General features: G+C 61.8%; 10 protein-coding genes. 2 read left to right on the top strand and 8 right to left on the bottom strand.

Annotated features, from left to right (window positions below; all coding sequences use genetic code 11):
- Nucleotides 1–46: 46 nt before the first annotated feature.
- From DOCECA_RS16815 to DOCECA_RS16805, 3 genes are all read right to left on the bottom strand, one after another.
- Complete coding sequence (locus DOCECA_RS16815) at nucleotides 47–2,734, bottom strand: TcfC E-set like domain-containing protein (RefSeq protein WP_445570819.1); 2,688 nt, start codon at nucleotides 2,732–2,734, stop codon at nucleotides 47–49.
- Between the two features lie 73 nt (nucleotides 2,735–2,807).
- Entirely contained in the window at nucleotides 2,808–3,305 is a 498-nt protein-coding gene (locus DOCECA_RS16810; protein WP_434648776.1) for a CS1 type fimbrial major subunit, read from the bottom strand.
- A gap of 78 nt (nucleotides 3,306–3,383) precedes the next feature.
- A complete protein-coding gene (locus tag DOCECA_RS16805) occupies nucleotides 3,384–4,139 on the bottom strand; it encodes a hypothetical protein (RefSeq protein WP_434648774.1) in 756 nt (251 codons plus the stop codon).
- A 337-nt stretch (nucleotides 4,140–4,476) separates the two neighbouring features.
- Between DOCECA_RS16805 and DOCECA_RS16800 the strand changes: the two genes are divergently transcribed.
- Nucleotides 4,477–4,803, top strand: coding sequence for a hypothetical protein (locus DOCECA_RS16800; protein ID WP_420765304.1), 327 nt, complete (start codon nucleotides 4,477–4,479; stop codon nucleotides 4,801–4,803).
- A gap of 63 nt (nucleotides 4,804–4,866) precedes the next feature.
- On the opposite strand, the gene DOCECA_RS16795 is transcribed toward DOCECA_RS16800, so the two are convergent.
- Both DOCECA_RS16795 and DOCECA_RS16790 read right to left on the bottom strand, forming a co-directional pair.
- On the bottom strand, nucleotides 4,867–6,201 hold the full coding sequence (locus DOCECA_RS16795; RefSeq protein WP_445570818.1) for a sigma-54-dependent transcriptional regulator: 1,335 nt from the start codon (nucleotides 6,199–6,201) through the stop codon (nucleotides 4,867–4,869).
- Nucleotides 6,194–7,960 carry a sensor histidine kinase gene (locus tag DOCECA_RS16790; RefSeq protein ID WP_434648770.1) on the bottom strand — a complete coding sequence of 589 codons (1,767 nt, stop codon included), beginning with the start codon at nucleotides 7,958–7,960 and terminating at the stop codon, nucleotides 6,194–6,196. Before DOCECA_RS16790 ends, DOCECA_RS16795 begins: the two co-directional genes overlap by 8 nt.
- 204 nt (nucleotides 7,961–8,164) lie before the next feature.
- Between DOCECA_RS16790 and DOCECA_RS16785 the strand changes: the two genes are divergently transcribed.
- Nucleotides 8,165–12,658, top strand: a complete 4,494-nt coding sequence (locus DOCECA_RS16785) for an NEL-type E3 ubiquitin ligase domain-containing protein (protein WP_445570817.1) — start codon at nucleotides 8,165–8,167, stop codon at nucleotides 12,656–12,658.
- Here the strand turns inward: DOCECA_RS16785 and DOCECA_RS16780 are convergent.
- From DOCECA_RS16780 to DOCECA_RS16770, 3 genes are all read right to left on the bottom strand, one after another.
- Nucleotides 12,651–15,491 carry an RHS repeat-associated core domain-containing protein gene (locus DOCECA_RS16780; protein WP_445570816.1) on the bottom strand — a complete coding sequence of 947 codons (2,841 nt, stop codon included), beginning with the start codon at nucleotides 15,489–15,491 and terminating at the stop codon, nucleotides 12,651–12,653. The two genes, DOCECA_RS16785 and DOCECA_RS16780, sit on opposite strands and share 8 nt — an antisense overlap.
- Entirely contained in the window at nucleotides 15,488–19,915 is a 4,428-nt protein-coding gene (locus DOCECA_RS16775) for a SpvB/TcaC N-terminal domain-containing protein (RefSeq protein WP_445570815.1), read from the bottom strand. The genes DOCECA_RS16780 and DOCECA_RS16775 overlap by 4 nt, the downstream gene beginning before the upstream one ends.
- Nucleotides 19,916–20,217: 302 nt before the next feature.
- Nucleotides 20,218–21,741: a fumarate hydratase gene (locus DOCECA_RS16770; protein WP_434607486.1), complete on the bottom strand. Its 1,524-nt coding sequence runs from the start codon at nucleotides 21,739–21,741 to the stop codon at nucleotides 20,218–20,220.
- Between the last annotated feature and the right edge of the window lie 83 nt (nucleotides 21,742–21,824).

The following is a 21,824-nucleotide window of genomic DNA, read 5'->3' as shown; positions in this document are numbered from 1 at the left end:
GCGATGAGCGCGATCAGGCGCCGCCCCCAATGTACGAAAGCTCCGCTCATGGCTGGCTCCTCTTATCTAGTGATAACGCGGCACTGCGACGCGCAGTCCAGCGACCCAGGCGATCCGGGTCGTTCAAATCCTTGGGCAACGCATCCAGGGTGGTGCTTTCGCAGGTCAGCGTGCCGACCCGCCGCAGGCTGCTCTGGGCGGCACGGGTTTGTACCGTGCAGGCGTGTACGCCGTTGAGATCCAGGGCGAACAACGGATCGGGGTGGTGATTGAGGTCGACGACGAAGCTGCCGTCCTCGCCGGTTTCCATCATCGATGCATTGAGGATCGCGGCCTGGGCCAGCGGTTGTCCCCGAGCATCCACCAGGCGGCCGACGTAGGTATAACTGAGGGTGGACTCGATCCGTTGCACCGCCAGCTTGCCCGGCGGCAGGAACCACTCGCGGTTGCCGTTGCCGACGTTCACCGTGCTGAGGTTCTGGCGCGAAGTATCGGCGTCGCTGATGCGGGTGTGGGTGGCTTCGAAACCGTTGACCGGGATCAGCCGCTTCTCACCGAAACCGATGCTGGTCTGGGCGCCGTAGCCGCCGCTGACCTTGGCCGCCGCACCCGTGGCGTTTTCCAGCGGCGCGGCGATGATCCCCACGGCTGCGCCTGGGCCGGTGCCGCCCTGGCCCTGGCCCCAGAAAAAGCCCTCGCGGCCCAGGGCCAGGGACGAAGAATGGTTGCCGCTGAACCCAGGTCGCGAATCCTGTTGGTCGCCGCCACGCTGGGCCACCGTCAGGCTGGACTCGCCCCAGTTGCGCTCGATCCGTCCGCCCAACTCGGCGTCCCAACGGCCCAGGTCATCGTAGCCAACCCCGGTGTTCACTTCGTTCCTGCCTTGTTCGCCGTCCCAGGCGCGGGTATGGCCCAGGCTGGTGCGCAGGCTGTCGGGGGCATTCTGCTCGCGGCGCGCGTCCAGGCCGATGTTGCTCTGGCGGTAGCCGCCGGTGGGCGAGCGCTCGTTGTGGGACAGGCTCAGGCTCAGGTACAGGCCATGATCGGTCTCGCGGTTGCCGCTGGCATTGCGGAACGCGCCAACGCGATGAATGAGCTGGAACGGGCCCAGGGCATGTCCACGGGAAAAGCCCACTTGGAATGTCCTGGCCCAGGTGGAGGTGGTCAGATCGCGGGTCGGGTCGTCTTCTTCGGGAAAGTCGTTCCAGTAGGAAAACGGATTCACCTGGGCGTAGCGGTTGTAGTTGTAGCCGGCACTGAGGGTGCCACCGGCCAGGGGCAACGAGGCGCTGGCGGTCAATGATTCGTTGCAGCCGCTCTGCTGGTAGGCACGGGTATTGTGTTCGCACGAAGGGCTCTTCAGCGAGTAGCGGTACAGGCTCCAGGAGACTCCGTGGGTGAAGGTCATCTGCTGGCTGTTGCCGGTCGCGCCGTTGTTGCCGCGCAGCAGGGCGCCTGACAACGACCAACTGCTGGCGCCCAGCGTGCCGGCCCAATCCAGGCGGCTTTCGTTGTAGAACGCCGAGTCCAGCCAGGTAATCGCGCTGGTGAGCGCCAGGTCATCGCGCAACGGAATACGCAGGCCGGTCTGGGCCACGCCGGAAGGGTCCTGTTCGTACAGCGAATGCTCCGCCGTGCGCCCGCCCTGCAGGAACCATTGCACGGTGTCGTCCCCCAGGCCATTGCCATCGGTACGGCTGAAAGGCACGGTCTCGGTGCGGGTGACCTGACCGTTTTCGATCACCCGCAGGGTCACCGGATAGCTGCCGTTGGGGAAGGTCCGGGTGTCGACATTCTGCACGCCGGCATCCAGATAGGACGTGGACAGCAGCTCCTCGCCACGGAACGCATCGACGCGCGAGCGCTGGGTCAGGATCAGCGAGATCGGCGTGCCTTGGCCGACAACCTCGCGGTTGAGGTAGGCCAGGGTGGTGCCGATGCGGGCGCCGTCGATCCGCCCCAGAGGCAACAGGCTGAAGCTGAAGTTGCCGCCCTCGGCGCTGGACAGGTTGCTCATGTCCATGCGTCCGGCCTGGGCGTAGTGTTCGCGCTCGAAATCCTGGCGGTAATAGGCGTTATTGAATTCCAGGCTGCTGTCGCTGCCGCGCTTGCTCTGGTAGGCCTGGTAGTTCCAGGTGAAGCCAACGTGGCTGCTGTCACCCAGGCCGACCGCGCCCAGGCCGCTGGCGCCCAGGGCGCGATAGCTGTCGGCCTGGGCGATGTTGAGGTTCTGTCGATGTACCAGGGCGTTCGCTGCCTCGGAAGGCGTATGCAGACGCAGCGCCGCTGTATCGCTGGCCGGCAGCCAATCCTTGCGCATGAGTATCTGCAGGCGCGCGCTGGCCTCGTCGAGAATCACTGCCACCGCGTCGGTGTCCAGGTAACCGCAGCTCGCTTCGCTGGCCAGGCCGTAGGAGCACGCCAACTGGCTGTTGCTGGGCAACGGTTCGGACAGCAGCGGCAGCAACTCTTCGGATGACGCCGAAGCCCCTGCCTCGATCAGCAGGGCCGCGATTCGTTCGGGCTGTTGGAATTCGATACGACCAGGCCGCACCACGACAGGGTGCAGGCCGAGATTACGGTTGAGCAATTGAAGTTCAAGTTGTTCCACCTGACCTTCAACCAGGGCCTCGAAACCGGCCGGCACCTGGGGCAGATCGGTGGACGCGACCGATACGGCATCGGCCAGCGCCCAGGTAAGGGAGATTGAGAGTGCGGTGAAGTGGCGTTTCATACAGGGCCTTGACGAAGGAAAAGGGAAGTACGACGGCGCCGTACCTCCCTTTTTGAGGAAAAACCGGCAGTACTTAAGGCTGCTGGGTCAGCAGCAGGCTGACGATGCCTTCGTAGCGACCGACTTCGGTGATTGTGCCTGGGGTGGCCTGCTCGATTTTCAGATGTTGCTCGATCGAACCGCCGCTGGCATCGCCGCCAGGGAACAGGTCGGCGGCAAGCAGCGGGACACCGTTCATGCTCAATTTCCTTCCGCCATAGCTGACACTCAGATTGATGTCTGTACCTTGAGGGTTGGTCATGTTGGCCAGGACGGGATCGGTGGTCAGTCGCAGGGTCATGTCTTTGTTGACGTCATTCGTGAAGATCCGCGTGCCCACCTGAGTCGCTCTCAGGCCTTCGCCCGGGAAATGGCTCATCTCCATGGACGCCGGCAGCGGGCTGCCGTCCGACTGGAGGATCTCCAGGGTCGGGTCGACGTCGGCGTAGACCAGCAGGCTCTTTTCCACCGCCATGGCGGGCAGCGAGGTCAGGGCGACCAGTGCCAATGGGGCGAATTTCAACAGTTTCATGGGTGTTCCTCTTTTGCTGTGGGTGAACGGGGGCCCAACCACGTGCGGTGCACGTAGCTCGGATCAAAAAAATGGGGGTTACGGCAAGATGGCGAGGGTGCGCGGACGCCTGTCGTCGCTGGTCACGAAACGTACGATTACGTTACCGTTCGCGCCGGGGGCGGAGACGGGCAGGGTACTGCCGGGATACAGGCTGCGGTTGACGTCATTCCAGATGCAGTCCTTCTCGCCCGCTGCGTCGGTACACCGACCCACTTGCAATACGCCGACGCGCAGGGTGCCGTCGTTGCGCAATTCGTTGCCTTTGGGTTGCAGTTTGATGCTGGTACGGCGCTCATCGGGCAGCAGGCGCACCAAGGCGCCCCAGACCAGGTTTACGCCGACTCTGGGCTGCACACCGGATTGTTCGAGGACGTCTTCATCTATCAGGTCGGGTGCTCCCACCGGTTCGAAATAGACCCGGTAGACGGTTTCCTCGGTGGGCATCGACTGAGCGATGATCCGCACCGTGCGGCTGGCGCCGGGGGCCAGTACCGTGCGCTGCGGCGATACGACGATACCCAGCGCATCGGCCGGCGACAGCGGGCTTTCATGTTCGTCCGGCGTGCCGGGACGTTGGATCTGGGTGACGCTGACTTTGATGTATTGCACTTTGTCGGACTTGGAGTGCAGCTGGATCTGGCCAATGCCGTCCTGCTCGGCGCCGATGGTGCTGTTCATCGGGTAGACCACCATGTTCGCGGCTGCCGGAAACGACAGGGTGACGGCGAGCGCCATGAGCGCCAGCTTGCCCATGACAGCCCAGCGATGGATAAACGTTTGATTCGAATGCATTTCAAACCTCAAACAAGGAAGATGGACGGTCACTGTTTTTATGCACCGAGTGCGGGTGGCCTGCTTCGACCGGACCGGCGCCAGGCAAGCAAAGCCAGCCTCTGGACAACGACCCTCGGGCCCCTTTTTTTTCGTTTTTTTTGTCACTTTCACTCTCCGCTATTTTCTGTAGGAAATTTCCGGAGTAGATTCATGCTCAATGCACCCAGCGTGCGTGTTACTGCGAAATGGACAGGATTCCGAGTGCGCGCAGTCTCAGCACGGCCATGGTGCCGATTCTCTGTGAGGCAATGATGGCCGTTGTTTATGTCGGCGATTTTGGTGGGATATATACACCATGTCAATAGTTTTGGTGGAATATATCCACGTTCGGCTGCGCGAAGAGATTGATCGCTGTGGTGTTTCGCTGGCTGCCGCCTCCCGTGGGGCGGGCGAAGCGAGCCCGCAGCGCTTGAAGGAAGTCGTCTCCGGGCGGCAGAAATGTCCAGCCGATCTGGTGGCAAAACTGGCGGCTATCGGAGTGGATGTCCAATACGTCCTGACGGGCGAGCGCGTCCAGGCCGCGCCGGCACTGGCGCCTGATGAAGAGCTGTTGTTGGAAAGCTATCGCGCGCTGGATGTGGCGGGGCGCAAGCGCATGATCGCCCGTCTGATCTCGGGTTAGCCGACGGCGCTGGAGGTTCGTGCAAGGCTTGGCGATGGCTTCGCGGCCAGCCGCCACGCCTCCTTAGATGTCCCGCACAAACATTTCCCGACTCAAACCATGCCGCTGCATCTTTTCATTAAAGGTGCGGCGCGGCAGTTGCAGTTCCTCGAGCACGGCTTTTACGTCGCCTTTATGCCGCGTCAGCGCGGCGCGCAGGCATTGGGCTTCGAACGCTTCCTGCTGGGCCGCGAGGGACTGGCCCGGTTCGGTGTCCAGGGCAGGCGGCTGGTCGAGTCCCAGCACTTGGCGTTCGGCGACGTTGGCCAGTTCGCGCACGTTGCCCGGCCAATCGTGGCTGAGCAGATGGCTCAGTTGCGCGCCATTCAAGGGCACGGCGGGGCGGCCGAGGCGTTCGGCGGCGCCGTGGGTGAAATGCTCGAACAGCAATGGAATGTCTTCGCGCCGTTCACGCAAGGGCGGCAGGCGCAGCTCGGCGATGTTCAAGCGGTAGGCGAGGTCCTCACGAAATCGTCCGGCCCGGGCTTCGTCCAGCAAGTCCGGCTTGGTCGCGGCGATGATGCGCAGGTCCACGTGGATGCTCTGGTTGGAGCCCAGGCGTTCGAGTTTCTTCTCTTGCAGGACTCTCAGCAACTTGGCCTGCTGGGCCAGCGGCATGCTTTCGATTTCATCGAGAAACAGCGTGCCGCCGTCGGCGTATTCGAGCTTGCCGATGCGTTTGCCTTGGGCGCCGGTAAAGGCGCCGCTTTCATGACCGAACAGTTCAGCCTCGAACAGCGGTTCGGGGATCGCCGCGCAGTTCAGCGCAACGAAGGGTTTGCTCGCTCTCGGGCCGAAGTCGTGCAGGCAGCGGGCGACCAATTCCTTGCCACTGCCGGTTTCGCCACGGATCAACACGTTGACCGGCAATGTCGCCAGGTCCAGCACCTGGCGCCGCAGATTCTGCAAGGCGCGGGAGACACCCAGCAGCGTGGTGTCGAGCCTGACCCGAGCGTCGGCCTGCTCGTGCAGGCGACGGTTTTCCAACACCAGGAAGCGCTTGTCCAAGGCCCGACGCAGGCTGCTGAGCAGCGCTTCGGGGCTGAACGGTTTTTCGAGAAAGTCATAGGCGCCGTCGCGCATGGCTTCCACGGCCATCGGCACGTCGCCGTGGCCGGTCAACAGGATCACCGGCAGGTCCGCGTCGCGCTTGCGCACTTGCGCAAGCAGCTGGAGACCACTGAGACCGGGCATTCGTACGTCGCTGAGGATCACGCCAGCGAAGTTGTCCGGTAACCGCGCCAGGCAGTCTTCGGCACGGCTGAACAACTGCACCTGGAACCCCGACAGGCTCAGCCATTGCTCCACGGCCGTGCGGATGCTGTTTTCGTCATCGACGACTATGACCGAATCAAGCATGCAGCTGCGCCTCCTGATCGATGGGCAAGGTCACGCAGAATACCGCGCCGTTGTCATGATTGTCCGCTGTCAGCCGCCCGCCGGATTCGTGGATGATCGCAAATGAAACCGCGAGCCCCAGCCCGAGGCCATCGCCCACCGCCTTGGTGGTGAAGAACGGGTCGAACACCTGGGCCAGATGTTCTTCGGCGATCCCGGTGCCGCTGTCGCTGACGGTCAGGCGCCACAGTTGTTCATCGGCTTGCAGGCGCACTTCAAGGCGCTTGAGGGGCTGTTCGACCATGGCGTCGAGGGCGTTGCGCAGCAGGTTGATCAACACCTGTTCGAGACGGATGGCATCGCCGCGCACCCACGCCGGACGCGTCAGGTGCAAGACGGTACTGACGTTTTCGTCCCGCAGGCGTGTGTCGAGCAATTGCAGGGCCTGGTCGACTACCGCCGCCAGGTCAAGGCGTTCGCGAAGGCCGCTGGGGCTCTTGCGGGCGAAGGTCTTCAGGTGGCCGGTCAGGGCCGCCATGCGGGTCAGCATGTCGTCCACCGGCTTGAGGGCTTTATAGGCATCGTCGACGCGGCCGTGCTCCAGCAGCAGGCGCAGGGTCGCCAGTTGCATGCGCTGGGCGGTCAACGGCTGGTTGATCTCGTGGGCCAGCGCCGCCGACATCTGCCCCAGCGCCGCCAGCTTGGCCGATTGCACCAGGCCGTCCTGGGCGGTGCGCAATTCTCGGGTGCGTTCGTCCACCAGTCGTTCGAGTTCCTGGCGGCTGCGCTGGCGCAGTTTCGCCAGGCGCCAACGCTGGTTCAGAAACAGCAACAGAAACACCAGCGCCAGCCACAACCCGGCGGCGGCGAGCCCGGCGTTGCGCAGGTCTTCGAAGGCGATCTGTGGTCGACGCAGCAAATGCAGGCTCCAGCCTTCGCCGGCCAACGGCAGGGATTCCCAGAGGTACTGCGCCGTACCCTCGGGCGCCTCGACCAGGGTCAGGTGGCTGTTGTCGTCAAAGCGTCGCAGCGGATCGAAGGCCAGGGGTTGCAACGGTTGCTTGTCGTACTGGCGCGTGGCCTTGAGCTCGGCGCGGTCGCTGTCGGTCAAGGGTTGCAAATGGCGATAACGCCAACCGGGGCGATTGGCGATGAAAATGACCCCGCGCGCATCACTGACCAACAGGGTGTCGCTGCCCTGGCGCCATTCGCGCTCAAGCTCGGGAAACTCGAGCTTCACCACCATCGCGCCGAGGAACTCGCCGCTATCGCCAGTGACCGCGCTGGACAGAAAATAGCCCGGGATGCCGCTGGTCACGCCCACCGCATAGAAGCGCCCGGTGCCTTGGGTGCGGGTCTGGAGGAAATAGGGACGAAAGCCATAGTTGTGGCCAACGTAGCTGCTGGGCAACTGCCAGTTGCTGGCGGCGATCGCCAGGCCGGTGTGGTCCAGCAGCTCCAGGGTCGAGGACTGCGCGGCGCCGTTGATTTTTTCCAGCTTGCGGTTCAAGGCATCCTGTTGCGCCGCGCTGACCGGCCCCTTGAGGGCGTCACGCAACTGCGGGTCCAGCGCCAGCACGGCGGGCAGGGCGCGGTAGCGTTCGATCAAGGTGTGCAATGAGTTGGCGTACAGCGCCAATTGCTGGCTCGCGCGGCTGGCGTCTTCTTCCAGGGCCACGCGCTCGGCGTGGCGCACGGCCAGGGTGGCGGCCAGGGCGGCGCCGATGAGGATCAGGGCGATGGCAAGTAACAGGCGCAAGGTACGGGGAGTCGGCAGCATGCAGGCGCGAACCGGTAGAAGTCGGGGCCGAACCATACCATGTTGCTTGCGTGCGCCAAACAGGCTTGGCGTGCTGGCTCCCGATGGTTTTTGTAGCCCGATTGTCCGCGCCGCCGTGTTGTGTCCAGACACAAGTTTCGGCTGGTTCCGACGGGCCGCATCGTTTAGCTTCCCGGGCTCACTTGTCACGGACGACGGCAATACATGACTACCCTGCAAACATTGGTCACGAAGACCTCCCTACTGACCAACCCCCAGCAATGGCTCGTCCATTCGATGCCCGATTGGCTGTCCGGGCTTTCATCACAACAACGCACGGCACTGGCAAAAGCCGTAGGCCCGATACCACCGGGGCTCGCCCAGGCCAGCGCCGCGGATCGGGATCACCTTAAAAGCGCGTTGCAAGCCAGTTGGACATCCCACGGCAAACTGACGCAAATGCTCGGCCGGCTCCGGTCGATCGAGGCATTCGCCGAGCCGCTGTTGGTCGCCGCGTTGAAAAAGCGTTGCAACCTGACGCTGGACGTCAGGCAAACCTATGTGCGGCTCTACATTCCCGAGGGGGTGGCCGTCGCCTACAGGATCCGCACGATTTCCCTGCTGGATGCTGCCCTGCAAAATTTCGAGGCAAAAGAGGCGCGCCCGGGCTACTTCGACGAAGCGTCCTGCTTCATTAGCCAACCCACCGCGAGTGGACAGTTCGATATCTTGTCTGTTGGCTCCACCTTGACCTTGCCGGTGTTCGTCGCGCTTTGCCGGGACTTGGACATTGGCGGGCGCTATCAGGCGTACCTGAAGAGCCTTCTGATTGACGAGCCTGTCGGCAGTGCCGTGGCGCAGGAGTGTTTCCAGAACGATGACAGGGATGCCTTCCGGACGGCCGCGACGTTGGCGCGAATCAAAGGCGATATAAGCCCGCAGGTTTACCAAGCTTTGCAAGGCTTGATGACTGGCCAGCGAAGTGTCAGCCATGGCGGCAAGACGCAGTATTGCCACGACCTTTACCTACTCGACACTCGCCTGACCGGCATCGTGATGATCGCCCCGGATCTTGAGCAGAGCCGGCAAGTCGAACCGGTCGTGGTCTATATCCCTCACGATCCCGAGCATCCGCTAAAACAGTACAGCTCCACGGCGGCGTTCCTGGCAGCGCTGGCCGTTCGATTGCGCGCGCAACGTTACCAGCAGTTTTTCAGCCGCTTCATTTCCCTGGCCCACCGCGAACGTTTTTTCGCCGCGCTGGATGCCCGGTTGTTCAAGGCCCGGCGTGAGCCGGTGGAAAATCCCACGCTGCGGATGACTTGCCGGCGGGTAAAGGACGATCTTTGGGACCATGGGTTCGAACAACGACTCAACCAGATCTTCCAGGACGCTCGCCTGATAGCCGTGCCGACGGGGGACGAAGATCTCAAGTCCCGGTGGGCTCGCTGGGACAGTTTCATGCAGGTGGCCGAGACGGTGCTGGAAATGGCCGCTTTTACGGCAGCGTCGTTTGTGCCGGTACTGGGCGAAGCATTGATGGCCTATACCGCCTATCAACTCCTCGATGACACGTTTGAAGGCATCGTCGATTGGTCCCAAGGCCGACGTGCCGAAGCGGCCGCGCATTTGCTCGGGGTGGCCGAAAACATGGCGCTCATGGGGCTTTTCGTGGCGGGGGGGAAAGTGGTGGGGGCTGTGCGTTCCACGCGGCCTTCATCGTTTGTCGAGCAGATGAAAGTGGTCCAGAGCCACGATGGGCAGTCGCGTCTATGGCACCCCGATCTCGCGCCCTACGAGCAGTCGTTGGACCTCAAGACGAACGCTCGGCCACAAGCCAATGGCCTTTATCTTCATCAGGGACAAGAGGTGCTGTTGCTCGGCGACCGGCCGTTCGTGGTCGAGCAGGCCGCGGACACTGGGCAGTATCGGATTCAACATCCCGTGCGCGTCGATGCGTATGCGCCAAAGCTCGCCCATAACGAGGCGGGTGCCTGGGTTCATGAGGGCGAACGCCCGCTGAGCTGGCAAGGGCCAACACTGATGCGGCGCCTGGGGCACAGCGTCGAGTCTTTTTCGGATGAAACCCTGGAGCAGATCCGTATCGTCAGCGGCGTCGAAGAGGCAAGCCTGCGTCAACTCCACGTCGAACATGCCCGACCTCCGGTGTTGCTGGCCGAAACCGTCAAGCGCTTCCGGGCCGCGCAGGGCAGTCCAACCGGTATCGAGCCGGTCGACGAGGCGGGCAGTGCTGGCGCCCAGGTCTTGCGCAGCGAGTTTCCCCAGTTGCCCCGCGCAGTGGCGGACGAGCTGCTGGTTGACGTCACCGAGGTGGAGCGCCGGCAGATGAGTGAGCGAGGGTACTTGCCTCTGCGCCTGCGCCAGGCGGCCCGTACGGCCATGGGCGAATGGCGAATTGTCCAGGCCTACGAAGGCTTGTATTTGCCCACGAAGGGCAACCCCGACACCTGGCGGTTGGCGTTGCACAGCCTGGAGCATCTGCCGGGTTGGCCGGCGCAGGTGCGTATCGAGATTCGCGACGGGGCGCTGGAGGGGCCGCTGCTCGACAGCGTCGGACCGTCGTCATCGGTGGTGCGCAAGGTGCTCGTGCCGGTGGAAGAAGCGACGCCTGGGTTGTTTGGCGAGCAAGGTAACTCGGTGGACAGTGCCGACGATTTCTATACCGAAATCCTGAGCGCCTTGACCGAGGCCGAGCGTCGGGCGTTGGGTTACAAGCTCGGCGATGGGTCCTTGCTGGGGAAGGCTGTTCAACAAGCGCCGCTAGACCGGACGACGTTTCGCAAAGTCCTTCTGAACGCTGCCGGGACGGCGGAGGATCCACCGATAGTCGCACGTTTGCTCGGGGAGCAACCGGGCTATGGGCGGCTCGATGAGCAATTGCTTGGAACCGGTGATGCGTTGAGTCTGGAGGCGCGGTTCAAGGTGCTGTATCCGGAAGCGTCGACTCAGAGTTTTGCCCGGTTTGTTGAGTCATTCCACTCTGAACAGTTGGCAATACAAAACCTCGTGGGTCGCGAATTGGAGTTTGAGGGGCTGAGCAACTCGCTGGAAAACTGGGTGGCGATCAAGAGGGGCGATGTGGTTGCCATTGATCAGCTCTACCACAAGGGAAAACTCGCTTCGGCGCTCAAGCAGTGTTGGCGGGCTGGAGTGGATACGCCGCCTCAGGGGTATATTCTGAATCTGGATTACTTCTGGTCAAGTAACACTTTCGATTGCTTTCCAACCCTGGAAACGGCGTTCCCCCATGTGAGCGAACTGAAGTGGCGCCATGGCGCGCTGGATACTGATCTGACAGCGTTTCTCGGTTATTTCCCCAATCTCAAGACGCTGGACCTGAGTCATAACGATCTGACGGTGTTACCACGGCTAGAGCCCCATCTTGCAGATTTGCGGGTGTTGGACCTCGCACATAATCAATTGAGTCTCACCGCTCAAAACGTCGCTGACCTGGGAGGCTTGAGTCGCCTTGAGGTGTTGAAGTTGGGCAACAACCCCGCCTTGAACCTGCTGCCCGACATCACTCGCATGTCGGAGCTCGCCATGCTTGACTTGCAACAGACTGGTGTTACTGAGTGGCCGCCAGGTTTACTGACTGTCACACGACCCCGCTCCTTCGAGCTGAATCTGGAGGGTAATTCCATAGACCGTATTCCAGAGGTCACGCCCGGCTCCGAACAGGCCCGGTTGATCGCCCGGACTCGCTTGAGTCGCGACCAGCTTCCAGAAGACAGTTTGCGCCAATTCCAAGGCTATATGCGTTCGGTGGGTTATGACCCGGCGCGCAGCTATCCACCCAAGGGCGAGGAAACCAGCCAATACTGGCTTGAGAGCCTTGCCGATGACGCGCGAGTTTCCCGTCAGCGTACCTGGGACGAGCTTGAGCGCGAACCTGGCGCCCAGGGTTTTTTTGAGATGTTGGAGCAACTGACAGAGGCCGCCGATTACGTCGAAGAGGACTATCGTCCTCAATTGATAGGGCGAGTCTGGAGAATGCTCGACGCCGTGTCCGAAGACGCGACATTGCGCGAGGAGCTGTTCCGCATGGCGATCAACCCGGATTCCTGTGCCGACGCCGGGGCGCAGTTGTTCAACGAAATGGGCATCAAGGTTTTGGTCCATGAAGCGTATCGGGCGAGCGATGCTACTCAGGTCGAGGCCAAGCTGCTGGCGCTGGCCAAGGGCAAGTCGCGGTTGGATCAGGTCAATGAAATTGCCCGCGCGACGATTCAGAATCGATTGCAGGCGGGTGAGACGTTTATCACCCTGGACGAGGACGGGGAGTTCTCGGGAAGCATCGATGAGGTGGAGGTCTACCTGGCGTTCCAGACCGGATTAGCGGAGCGTCTGGGTTTGCCATGGCAATCGCAAGGGATGTTGTTCAGAGGTGTTTCCGGCGTGGATGACGCTGCCATGGACCTGGCTTATCAATCGGTCCTGGAACTGGAAACCGGCGACGGATTGGTGGACCAAATCATTGGGCAGCGGTTTTGGCGGACCTATCTTAAAGGTCGGCACCCACACGCCTTTGAGCGCAATGCCTCGGTGTATCAGCAGAAAGCCGAGGCCCTGTTGGATCAGCAAGTCGCGGGCTCGCTTTCGCAAGCCGACTACGAACGAGGCATGAGTGAACTGGCCCATGAACGGAAGGCCTTGTTACGGCAACTGACATTAGATGCGATGGCAGGGCCTAGTTGATGTACGGCCTGGCCAGGTCATTCCACTGTGAATGAGTTGTCTGCACCCATTCGGTCACGATGTCAAATTTCAGCAGATCGTCTGCGGCGTCCGAGGGGCCTCTAAGGATATTGGTGCAGTTGAAGCAGGCGGGAAAGCCTCGACCCAGTTCTCGCTTGCTGCCGGCAATCTTTTGGGTGACGACAAGTATCTGCGACGGATCCGTCGCCCCGGTGATGTTCTGCTGGATATTCAGCGCGACGTTCGCGCCGATGCTTTCAGCATGCAGGCCGGGAAGTCCTGCGACCTTGGGAAGGTAGTTGTTGCCCGCACTGATGTGATTTTCGAGCCGCTGTTTGACCAAGGGATGCAACACCGGGGCTTCGTGTTCAATCCCCGTCAAGTTCGTCGGCGTTGGGTTTGATCCCGTGTAGAGTTTCATGGGGCGTTTGGCGTCCCTGAACGTTTCAATGAGCTTGTTTTCCAGGAAAGCTTCGTAACGGGTGATATCTCCAAACTGGAATATGCCCCCCGAGGTCAGGAAATCTTCCTCGGTGTTCTGAACGGGATCACGGGACACCCGAACCCCCTCGGACATAAGTTCCAATGAGTCGGGTAGTGGAATGTTGTAGAGGTCAGTCAAGTAACGGGTTTCGTCAGGGTTATTGCCAGGAATTTCAAAGCCAGCATGGGCACTCAGTATGTCTCTACTGGTTTTAGCGAATAACTCTGCCTCTGGATGTTTTTGGTAATGCTGTTCCCGCGCCTTGAGTTTTTTGGCATTTGAACCCTTGATCTGGTTCTCATCAAACGGGGCATCTCCGCCTTTCAAGATGTGCTGAGTGCGCCGGGTCATCTTGTCCATGAGCTGCTCTCCTTTTATCAGCCCCAGGTTGTCGCTATAGCGAACAGGGTTATTCCCCACCATCGCATACAAATTCAACCCATCCACCGGCCCCGCCGGGTCCGGGTTGATACAACGCATCATCCATGCTGCGTAATAACGAAACCCGTAGTAATAGAGCCCACTGGCATCGCGCTCCTTGCCGGAATAACGAACGGTCTTGTAACTGGCCTGCACTTGGGAATCCGCCGCCCACCACGCCGTGCCGCCGAAGGGGTAGTAACCTTCATGGCTGATGAGTTGCGCATCCTGGTCCAGTTCCATGACCAACGAGCCCAGATGATCTTCAAGGCAATAGCGCAGTTGGCCTTGTTCGATTTCAGCCGGCCGGCCTTTGACCCAATACAATCCGCGCACGTTGGAGGCAGGGCCTTGGAATGTGCAGACGTGCAGTTCTTCGCTGTCATCCAGGATGCGGATTTCCAGGCCAGGCAAATAACGCACGTCCCGCACATGGACGACGGATGCGGCCTGGGTGGTCTGCCGCTTGTGCATGCGAATGCCCTGAGCGTCGTAGCTGTAGTGTTCGGCGTCGTCCTCGGCGTTGTGACGGTGGACCTGGGTCACCTTCTGCAATTGATTGCGCCAGTTCCAGGTCAAGCGTTGTCTGGAGGAGGGCAGGCTCAGTTGATTGCCACCGGCATCGAAGTCCAGATTGTCGCCGGGAGCTGCGTCGCCCTTTTGCCATTGCCGGCAGCGGTTGCTTGACGGGTCCATGGTCAGGCGCAATGTGTGCGCCTGCCCCGGCGTGGCGCTGCTGTGGATCAGTTTCTCCAGATTGCCGCCGTGGTCATACTCGTAGCGTTGGGTGTACGGAGTTCGCAGGGTCAGGTCTGAGGGCGGGACGAGCCCCGGCAATTGCGGTTGCGTACCTGCCCCGGACATTTCCAGTCCCGTGGCCCTTTCCAGGCGATAGAGGCTGTCATACACAAAGGTCCGAACGCCTTCGCTGCGCTGGTTGGCGTGGTAACGCACGACATGGGTGTGATCGGTAATGGAGGTGACATTGCCGACGAGGTCGTAGAGGTAACTCAAGTGTTGGTGGATATCGCTGCCTTTCGTGGCCTTGAGCTCAATCAGATGTCCGCCGGCCGGGTCGTAGGCAAAGGTTGTCTTGCTGCCGTTACCGGCTGTATATGCTTGACGCTGGCCCTCGGCACTGTGTTGGAATTCATGAGCAATCAGCTCTTCAGTCGGGCTGCCGGCCCATTGCAAATGCACGCGCTTGGGTTGGCCGGCCACATCGAACTCGATGCTTTGCTTATGCCCCTTGGCGTCCGTCTGGTTCAGGGCTCCCCCCACGGCGTCGTAGCGCCAGCGTGTGTCGTAGCGGGCAGGCTCCAGCAAACGCTCGCGGCCTGCTTCATCGTCCGGCCAGTCGGGTAGCTCCAGCGTGTCCAGGAACCGTTGCCCTTGATCCAGCGGCAAGCCTGCCAGCGAAAAGTCGTCAACGGTGACCAGCCCGGCCGTGTCGTAGTGCTCCACCAATTGACCGCATCGATTGTGCAGGGCGTCTTCGGTCGAACGACTGGCGTAGCGCAGGCGGCCAACCGTGGCCCAGGCTTGGTCCGGGCCGCGCTCGCGGATCAGCGTGGGCCGCAATTGCGAGTCGTATTCGGTTTGCTGCTCGCTGCCACGGGCATCCCAGCTGTGCAGGCGCTGGCCGGCCAGGCCAGGCAGTTCGCAACGCAGCCCAGCATCGATGTTTTCAGTGCGCAGCGGTGTGCCCGACAGACTGTAAATGCTGTGGAGGTTGACGGTTTTCGTGCCGTGGAAGCGAGGGTCCCATTGGTCGACGATGCGTCCGGCGAGGTCATATGCCTGGGCCGTGACCAGCCGTTGGGTTTCGTCGCTGGTCGAACCGCGCAGGTGATCCACCCGCCGTACCGGCCCAGCCCAGCCGTTGAACACCGCCACGACCGGCGTCTTTCGATGAACCTGGGGGGTCATTGGGCTGGCCCCGGATCGGTATCGTTGTAATCGTGATCACACCGGTACCACGGATGGTAGACATGCCAAGCCTCGTGCCCCTTGGCATTGATGACCTTGACCAAGCGTCCGATCGGGTCATAGAACTGCTGGTCGTGATAGCCGTGCTCGCGCAGCGAGGCGTCCTTGATGTAGCGCCAGGCATCGGCGAAGTAGGGGCGATAGACACGGGTCACCAGCCCCTTGTTGTTGTACTCGACCCGTTCGCTGACGCGCCAGCGCGGGTCGGCCTCGTGCTGTATCGGTTTGTCATCGGGGCCCAACAGCAGCGTGCCGTTCTCGGCGACGGCGTAGGCGACGCCGGGCTCCACCAGTTGTTTGGTTTGCAAAGCGCGTCCGAATCCATCGACGGCGCTCAGGGCGATGCGGATTTGTTGCAAGGGGTCGTCCGGGTAGCGATCGGCGCTGAGCACGACACTGTGGGCCGGCTCTTGGGTGGTGGCCTGGATGAGCGCCCACAGCAGTTCTTCGCCGGCGGTGCGGGTTTTAAGCCGGGCCAGGCGCACCCGCGCCGAGGCTCGGATGTGGCCGCTGGGCAGCAGATATCGGGCATTGATCCATTCGTCGCGCTGCGCCGGCAGGACCAGCGACAAATCGAGCTCGCCCATCCAGCTCAGGTTGTCGATGCGCGCTGCGCTGGCGATATCACCCAGGGTGGCTTCGGGGTCCTCGATGGCGTGGCCGGGCGACAAATCATCGGGTGGCTCATAGCCATCGATGGGATAAAAACCTGCGGGGATGCCGTTCTCGGTCCCATGGAAACTGACGCCCAAGGGCACGCCGGAGGGACCATAAAGCGCCTCGCGCACGTTGTCGTTGGCGTCAATGATGCGGCAGGGCAACAGCGAGTGATAGTCGTACTCGACGTGGGTCGCGCAGCCGTCCGGCACAGTGACGGTGATGGGCATCAAGTGAAAAGAGTCGTATTCGGTGCTTGTCAGGCCATGACTCTGGGTTTCTTGCAACGCGCTGATATGGAAGAAGCCTGCGAGTGGCCGGTAGGTGGCGAAACCGACTTTCTTCGACCAGAGATTCCGGGCCTCGTCCTCTTCTGGGTCTTCAGGCAGGAACAGCCTCATCGGCTCGTAGCCGACCATTTCCAGTTGTTCACGGATATCGAACGGTTCGGGCACGACGTCGTAGGCCTCCAGCGCCTGCTTGTCGAACTCGGCCACTTCCAACGGACCGCGCAAGGCTTGGAACGGGGCATCACTCAAGTAGGTTTGCTCCTCGAGAGCGATCAGCACGCGGGCCGTGTTCCAGTGCTCGCTCTCGTGGTGTTCGAGGAAACACTCGTAGCTGACCTGCTGCGGGTTCAGCCCTGCGGGGAGTGAGCCTTTTGGCAATTGGAACCCATTGGTCCGAGCGCGCCAGGGCAGGCCCAGCCGTTGACGCGGCGGTCTTTCTTTCTCGAAAAAGTGCTTATAGGCGGCCAGGCTTTCGGTCAGGTGATACACCTGTTGCTGATCGTCGTGGGCGTCGCGCCACCAGATATCCTGGTCTTCGTCCCCGAAGGGTGGATCGTCCGCCGCGCTCAGGCGCCGCGCGTAGTGGACGACGAAGCCGTGCTCCAGCTGACCGTAGCGGTTCCAGCCGAGGTTGACGATGTGCTGGGTTTGGGGGTCGTTGATAAAACCATCGTATTGATGGCTGATCATTTCCAGTTCCAGTACCTGAAGGCTCTTCTGGCGGTCATGGGGGGAACGCAGTAAATAACGTCGCCGGGCCACTGTTTGGGGCTTGGTCATGTCGGGCGACTCGCCCTCGTGGGTCTCGCTGCGCAGTACGTGACCGCCCAGGGCGTAGGCCATGTCCCGAGCGGTGTCCGGGTCGGAAAAGATAACTTCGTCAGCCTTGTCCTGTTCGTGGAGCCGGGTCAGCAATGTGCGGCCCAGGGGCGGCGCGTCGGGGTCGGCGTCGAAACAGTCCTTCAGGGTTTGGTCGACGGTGCGACCGGTGTGGAACCAGGTCTTGACCAGCACCGGTGCGGTGAAACCGCTGTCGCGCTCAACCGAAGGCAACTCGCTGTCGAGCTGGTACAACCGGCCAAATCCCCGGAACTCTCGGTGATAGCCGTCGTAGTCGCCTTCGTAGTAGGTGAAGCGTTGGGTCAGGCAATTTCCAGTGATTTCGTCCTCCTGTTGTTGCCGGGCCACCAGTGGCAAAGCCATGGGCAGGTAGCAGTCCAGCGCTTCGCCCTTCGCCGCGCGCTGAGCTTTTTCGTCCAACCAGAACTGCGCGCTGCTGCGGTGGGCGAGGGTGCTGTTGCAGCCCATGTTGTTGTTGGTGGCGTTAAGCAGGTAGGGCCGCGCGGCGACAAAATCGTAGCGCCAATGGCGCGGTTTCATGTCCGCGCTGTGATGGGGAATACTCAGGAGCAGGCTGGCGCAGCCCAAACCTTGCAGATCGGCCAGGGTGACCTGGCAGAGGTTGTCGTAGCGCATGCCTTGCGGCCAGGGCACCCGCACGGGTGTCTGTTCAAGGCAATTGCCGCCATGGTTCAAGTAGATTTCGAAACAGTCGCTGCGCAGGTAGATCAGCGCCGGCGCGCCGGAACCGTCCAGGTCGGCGATCCGCACCCGTTCGGCGTTGAACTCGGTGTAGGTGAAGGGCAGCGCGCTCATCACAAAGCCCTTGCCGAAACGCCCATGGCCCAGGTTCGGCCAGCACTTGATTTCATTGGAGCGGATACGGCACAGCTCGCTGCTGTCGCTCCCCAGCATGTTGGCGAACAGCACCAGTTCGCTGCGTACATCGCTGAACAAGGGCAGGGTGCTGTCGGGTTCATGGGGAACGTCCACGCCGGCGGCGAACCCGTCCTGGCGCAGGTTGGCGTACAGCCGCACGCTTTTGGGGCCGACCATCGCCAGGGAGCGCAGGCCGTCGCCCGTCAGGTCGCCCAATTGCGCGGCGGGGTGCAGGAACTCCGTGGGGAAGCGCTTGAAGTCGGTGAGGGTCGACCAACTGCGGTCCGGGTTGAGCGTATAGAAGCCACTCATGCCGGGCTGGGCGATGACCCAATTGAGGCGGCCATCGCCGCATAGATCGGTCAGCACCTGCATCACCAGTGTGTTGTCGGCGGCGATTGGGCTGCTTGGCAGAAGGGTCCACGGGGCGTACTCGATTTTATCAGGATCGTCCCCCGGGGCGCGCTGGGGCTCGCGGTAATACCAGCCGTTGCTGTAGCGGCACAGGAAACCAGGAACGCCTTCGCCATAAAGGTCGACGCATTGATAACGGCGGCTGTCTTCCAGGGCCGGCATGGTCTCCAGGGCAAAAAAAGCTTCAGGTTCGTAGTTGGGTTTGAAGTCGGTGTACTGGAGTTCGATCGGCGGCGTGTATTCGACCCGATCCTCGGCGTCCCAATGCTGGTAATGAGCGGCGGTCAACAGACTGTAGCTACATTGAGTGTCGCTGTATTCGAGCAGTAGCCGTCGTACCAGCGCGGGTTCGTTTCCGTTTTCGGCTTCGGCGGGAAACTGGTGAAACATCAGCACTTGGTGGCAGAGGCGCCGCGTGCCCACTTCGAAGCCGTATCGGTACGCGTGGATCGGATCGCTACGGAGTCTCCAGACATCTTCGTCGGGGGCCGACCAAGTGGGTTTTTCCGCCAGTTCACAGGTGCGCTGGCCATAGTCGAACAGCAAGTGAAAGTGCCAGGGTAGGCTGGCCGGGTCTTCTTGTTCCATGCAGTACAAGGTTTCGCTGGCCGTGGCGTTGCCGTAGCACAACCGTCGTAGGTAACGCTGGGTGCTGTAGTCGTGGGGGCCGCCGGAAGGGCCGGGGTCGGCCTGGTACTCGTAGTAGATGTGTTCGCCCAGGGGGCTGACCTCTTCCAGCAACAGCCACTCGGCGATACGCGAGGGGACTTGCGGGTCGGCAATGCGCGAGTTCGGGCTTTTCCCATAGCAATACACGTGGCCGTTGCTGCCCTGAACTCGCCAAAACGGTGGGATGTTGAAGCTCGTACACAGTTCATAGATGTCGAAGGTGCTTTCGATTCTGGGGTAATAACGCACGACCTCAAAAATATCGTCGCGGACTTTGCGGCTGGTCTGTGCTTCAAGATCCGGCCAAAGATCCACCCCGTCCGGGCCGACCATGACGTCGTCTTGGCTGTAATGCGGGACGCCTTTGCTGGTCTTGCGCCGAATGCTGGGGATCGACAGTTGCATGCCGATGCCGAACATACCGTTGCCGCCCTGGCTGTTGTAATGCAGGGCCAGCGCCGGCGTCAGGTGACGGGCACTCGATATCGGCAGGGGCAACTCGAAGGAAGCGGCGCCCCGCGTGCCGACCGGGCCGAGGCTGTTGCCGAAGGTGGCGATTGACGCACTACCGGCGATTGTTGGCGTGATGATTTGAAGGGGGGCTTGTTCGGCCATTTGTCGTTCATCCCTTTGACCTTGGCCGGGGGCGATTCCCGGCCAGGATGAGGATGCCAAGGGAGAGCGGGGGTGTAACCTGTCAGATCTGACAGGTCGGTGGGTTTGCCCGATGAATGGTGTGCTCAATGACTTTGTGGGAGCGAGCCTGCTCGCGAAAGCGGCGGTACAGCCAACATCTTCACCAACTGACCCACCGCCATCGCGAGCAGGTTCGCTCCCACAGGGGGTTGTTGTGCGCCTATAAAAAAGGCCGATGAGCGTGTCGCTCACCGGCCTTCTTCAGCGCGAGAAAGTGCGTGTTACTGCACTTCCACCGCCAGGCTTTCGCTGATCTTCTGCTGCCAGATCGCCGGGCCTGTGATGTGTACCGACTCGCCTTTGCTGTCCACGGCGACAGTCACCGGCATGTCCTTGACCTCGAACTCGTAGATCGCTTCCATCCCCAGTTCGGCGAAGGCCAGGACTTGGGATTTCTTGATCGCCTGGGCCACCAGGTAAGCGGCACCGCCAACGGCCATCAGGTAGACGGCCTTGTTGTCCTTGATCGCTTCGATGGCGGTCGGGCCGCGCTCGGATTTGCCGATCATGCCCAGCAGGCCGGTTTGTTCGAGGATCTGGCGGGTGAACTTGTCCATCCGCGTGGCCGTGGTCGGGCCGGCCGGGCCAACCACTTCGTCGCCCACCGGATCGACCGGGCCGACGTAGTAGATGAAGCGACCCTTGAGGTCCACCGGCAGGGTTTCACCCTTGTTTAGCATCTCGACCATGCGCTTGTGCGCCGCATCGCGACCGGTGAGCATCTTGCCGTTGAGCAGCACGGTTTCGCCCGGTTTCCAGCTTTGCACGTCTTCCGGGGTCAGGGTGTCGAGGTTCACGCGACGTGCCGACGGGCCGGCTTCCCAGACGATTTCCGGGTAGGCGTCCAACGGTGGCGCTTCCAGCGAGGCCGGGCCAGTGCCGTCCAGCACGAAGTGGGCGTGGCGGGTGGCGGCGCAGTTGGGGATCATGCACACCGGCAGGGAGGCGGCGTGGGTCGGGTAGTCCATGATTTTCACGTCAAGCACGGTGGTCAGGCCGCCGAGGCCCTGGGCGCCGATGCCCAACTGGTTGACCTTCTCGAACAGCTCCAGGCGCATCTCTTCGATGCGGTTTTGCGGGCCGCGGGCCTTGAGCTCGTGGATGTCGATGGATTCCATCAACACTTCCTTGGCCATCACCGCGGCTTTCTCGGCGGTGCCGCCGATGCCGATGCCGAGCATGCCCGGTGGGCACCAGCCGGCCCCCATGGTCGGAACGGTCTTCAGGACCCAGTCGACAATGGAGTCGGACGGGTTGAGCATGGCCATCTTCGACTTGTTCTCGGAACCGCCGCCCTTGGCCGCCACGTCCACTTCCACGGTGTTGCCCGGAACGATGGAGTAGTGAATGACCGCCGGGGTGTTGTCCTTGGTGTTTTTGCGCGCGCCTGCCGGGTCGGCGAGGATCGATGCGCGCAGGACGTTTTCCGGCAGGTTGTAGGCGCGACGCACGCCCTCGTTGATCATGTCGTCCAGGCTCATGGTCGCGCCATCCCAACGCACGTCCATGCCCACGCGCACGAACACGGTCACGATGCCGGTGTCCTGGCAGATCGGCCGATGGCCGGTGGCGCACATACGCGAGTTGATCAGGATCTGCGCCATGGAGTCACGGGCCGCCGGCGATTCTTCGCGCAGGTAGGCCTCGTGCATCGCCTGGATGAAATCCACGGGGTGGTAATAGGAAATGAACTGCAGGGCGTCGGCAACGCTCTGAATCAGGTCGTCTTGCTTGATCACGGTCATGAGTCGCGCTCCTCTCTAAGACGGGAACATTCAATAAGGTGCCGCCCGCTTGGGTGCATCGGTCGACGGACGGCACCTCTTAA

This window comes from Pseudomonas sp. E102 (assembly GCF_052660185.1).
This window is presented reverse-complemented; position numbering and strand designations above follow the sequence as displayed.

What these genes read in the sequence shown, in the direction of transcription:
- DOCECA_RS16815 (WP_445570819.1), bottom strand. Translation starts at nt 2,734, where the DNA reads ATGAAACGCCACTTCACCGCACTCTCAATCTCCCTTACCTGGGCGCTG.
- DOCECA_RS16810 (WP_434648776.1), bottom strand. Translation starts at nt 3,305, where the DNA reads ATGAAACTGTTGAAATTCGCCCCATTGGCACTGGTCGCCCTGACCTCG.
- DOCECA_RS16805 (WP_434648774.1), bottom strand. Translation starts at nt 4,139, where the DNA reads ATGCATTCGAATCAAACGTTTATCCATCGCTGGGCTGTCATGGGCAAG.
- DOCECA_RS16800 (WP_420765304.1), top strand. Translation starts at nt 4,477, where the DNA reads ATGTCAATAGTTTTGGTGGAATATATCCACGTTCGGCTGCGCGAAGAG.
- DOCECA_RS16795 (WP_445570818.1), bottom strand. Translation starts at nt 6,201, where the DNA reads ATGCTTGATTCGGTCATAGTCGTCGATGACGAAAACAGCATCCGCACG.
- DOCECA_RS16790 (WP_434648770.1), bottom strand. Translation starts at nt 7,960, where the DNA reads ATGCTGCCGACTCCCCGTACCTTGCGCCTGTTACTTGCCATCGCCCTG.
- DOCECA_RS16785 (WP_445570817.1), top strand. Translation starts at nt 8,165, where the DNA reads ATGACTACCCTGCAAACATTGGTCACGAAGACCTCCCTACTGACCAAC.
- DOCECA_RS16780 (WP_445570816.1), bottom strand. Translation starts at nt 15,491, where the DNA reads ATGACCCCCCAGGTTCATCGAAAGACGCCGGTCGTGGCGGTGTTCAAC.
- DOCECA_RS16775 (WP_445570815.1), bottom strand. Translation starts at nt 19,915, where the DNA reads ATGGCCGAACAAGCCCCCCTTCAAATCATCACGCCAACAATCGCCGGT.
- DOCECA_RS16770 (WP_434607486.1), bottom strand. Translation starts at nt 21,741, where the DNA reads ATGACCGTGATCAAGCAAGACGACCTGATTCAGAGCGTTGCCGACGCC.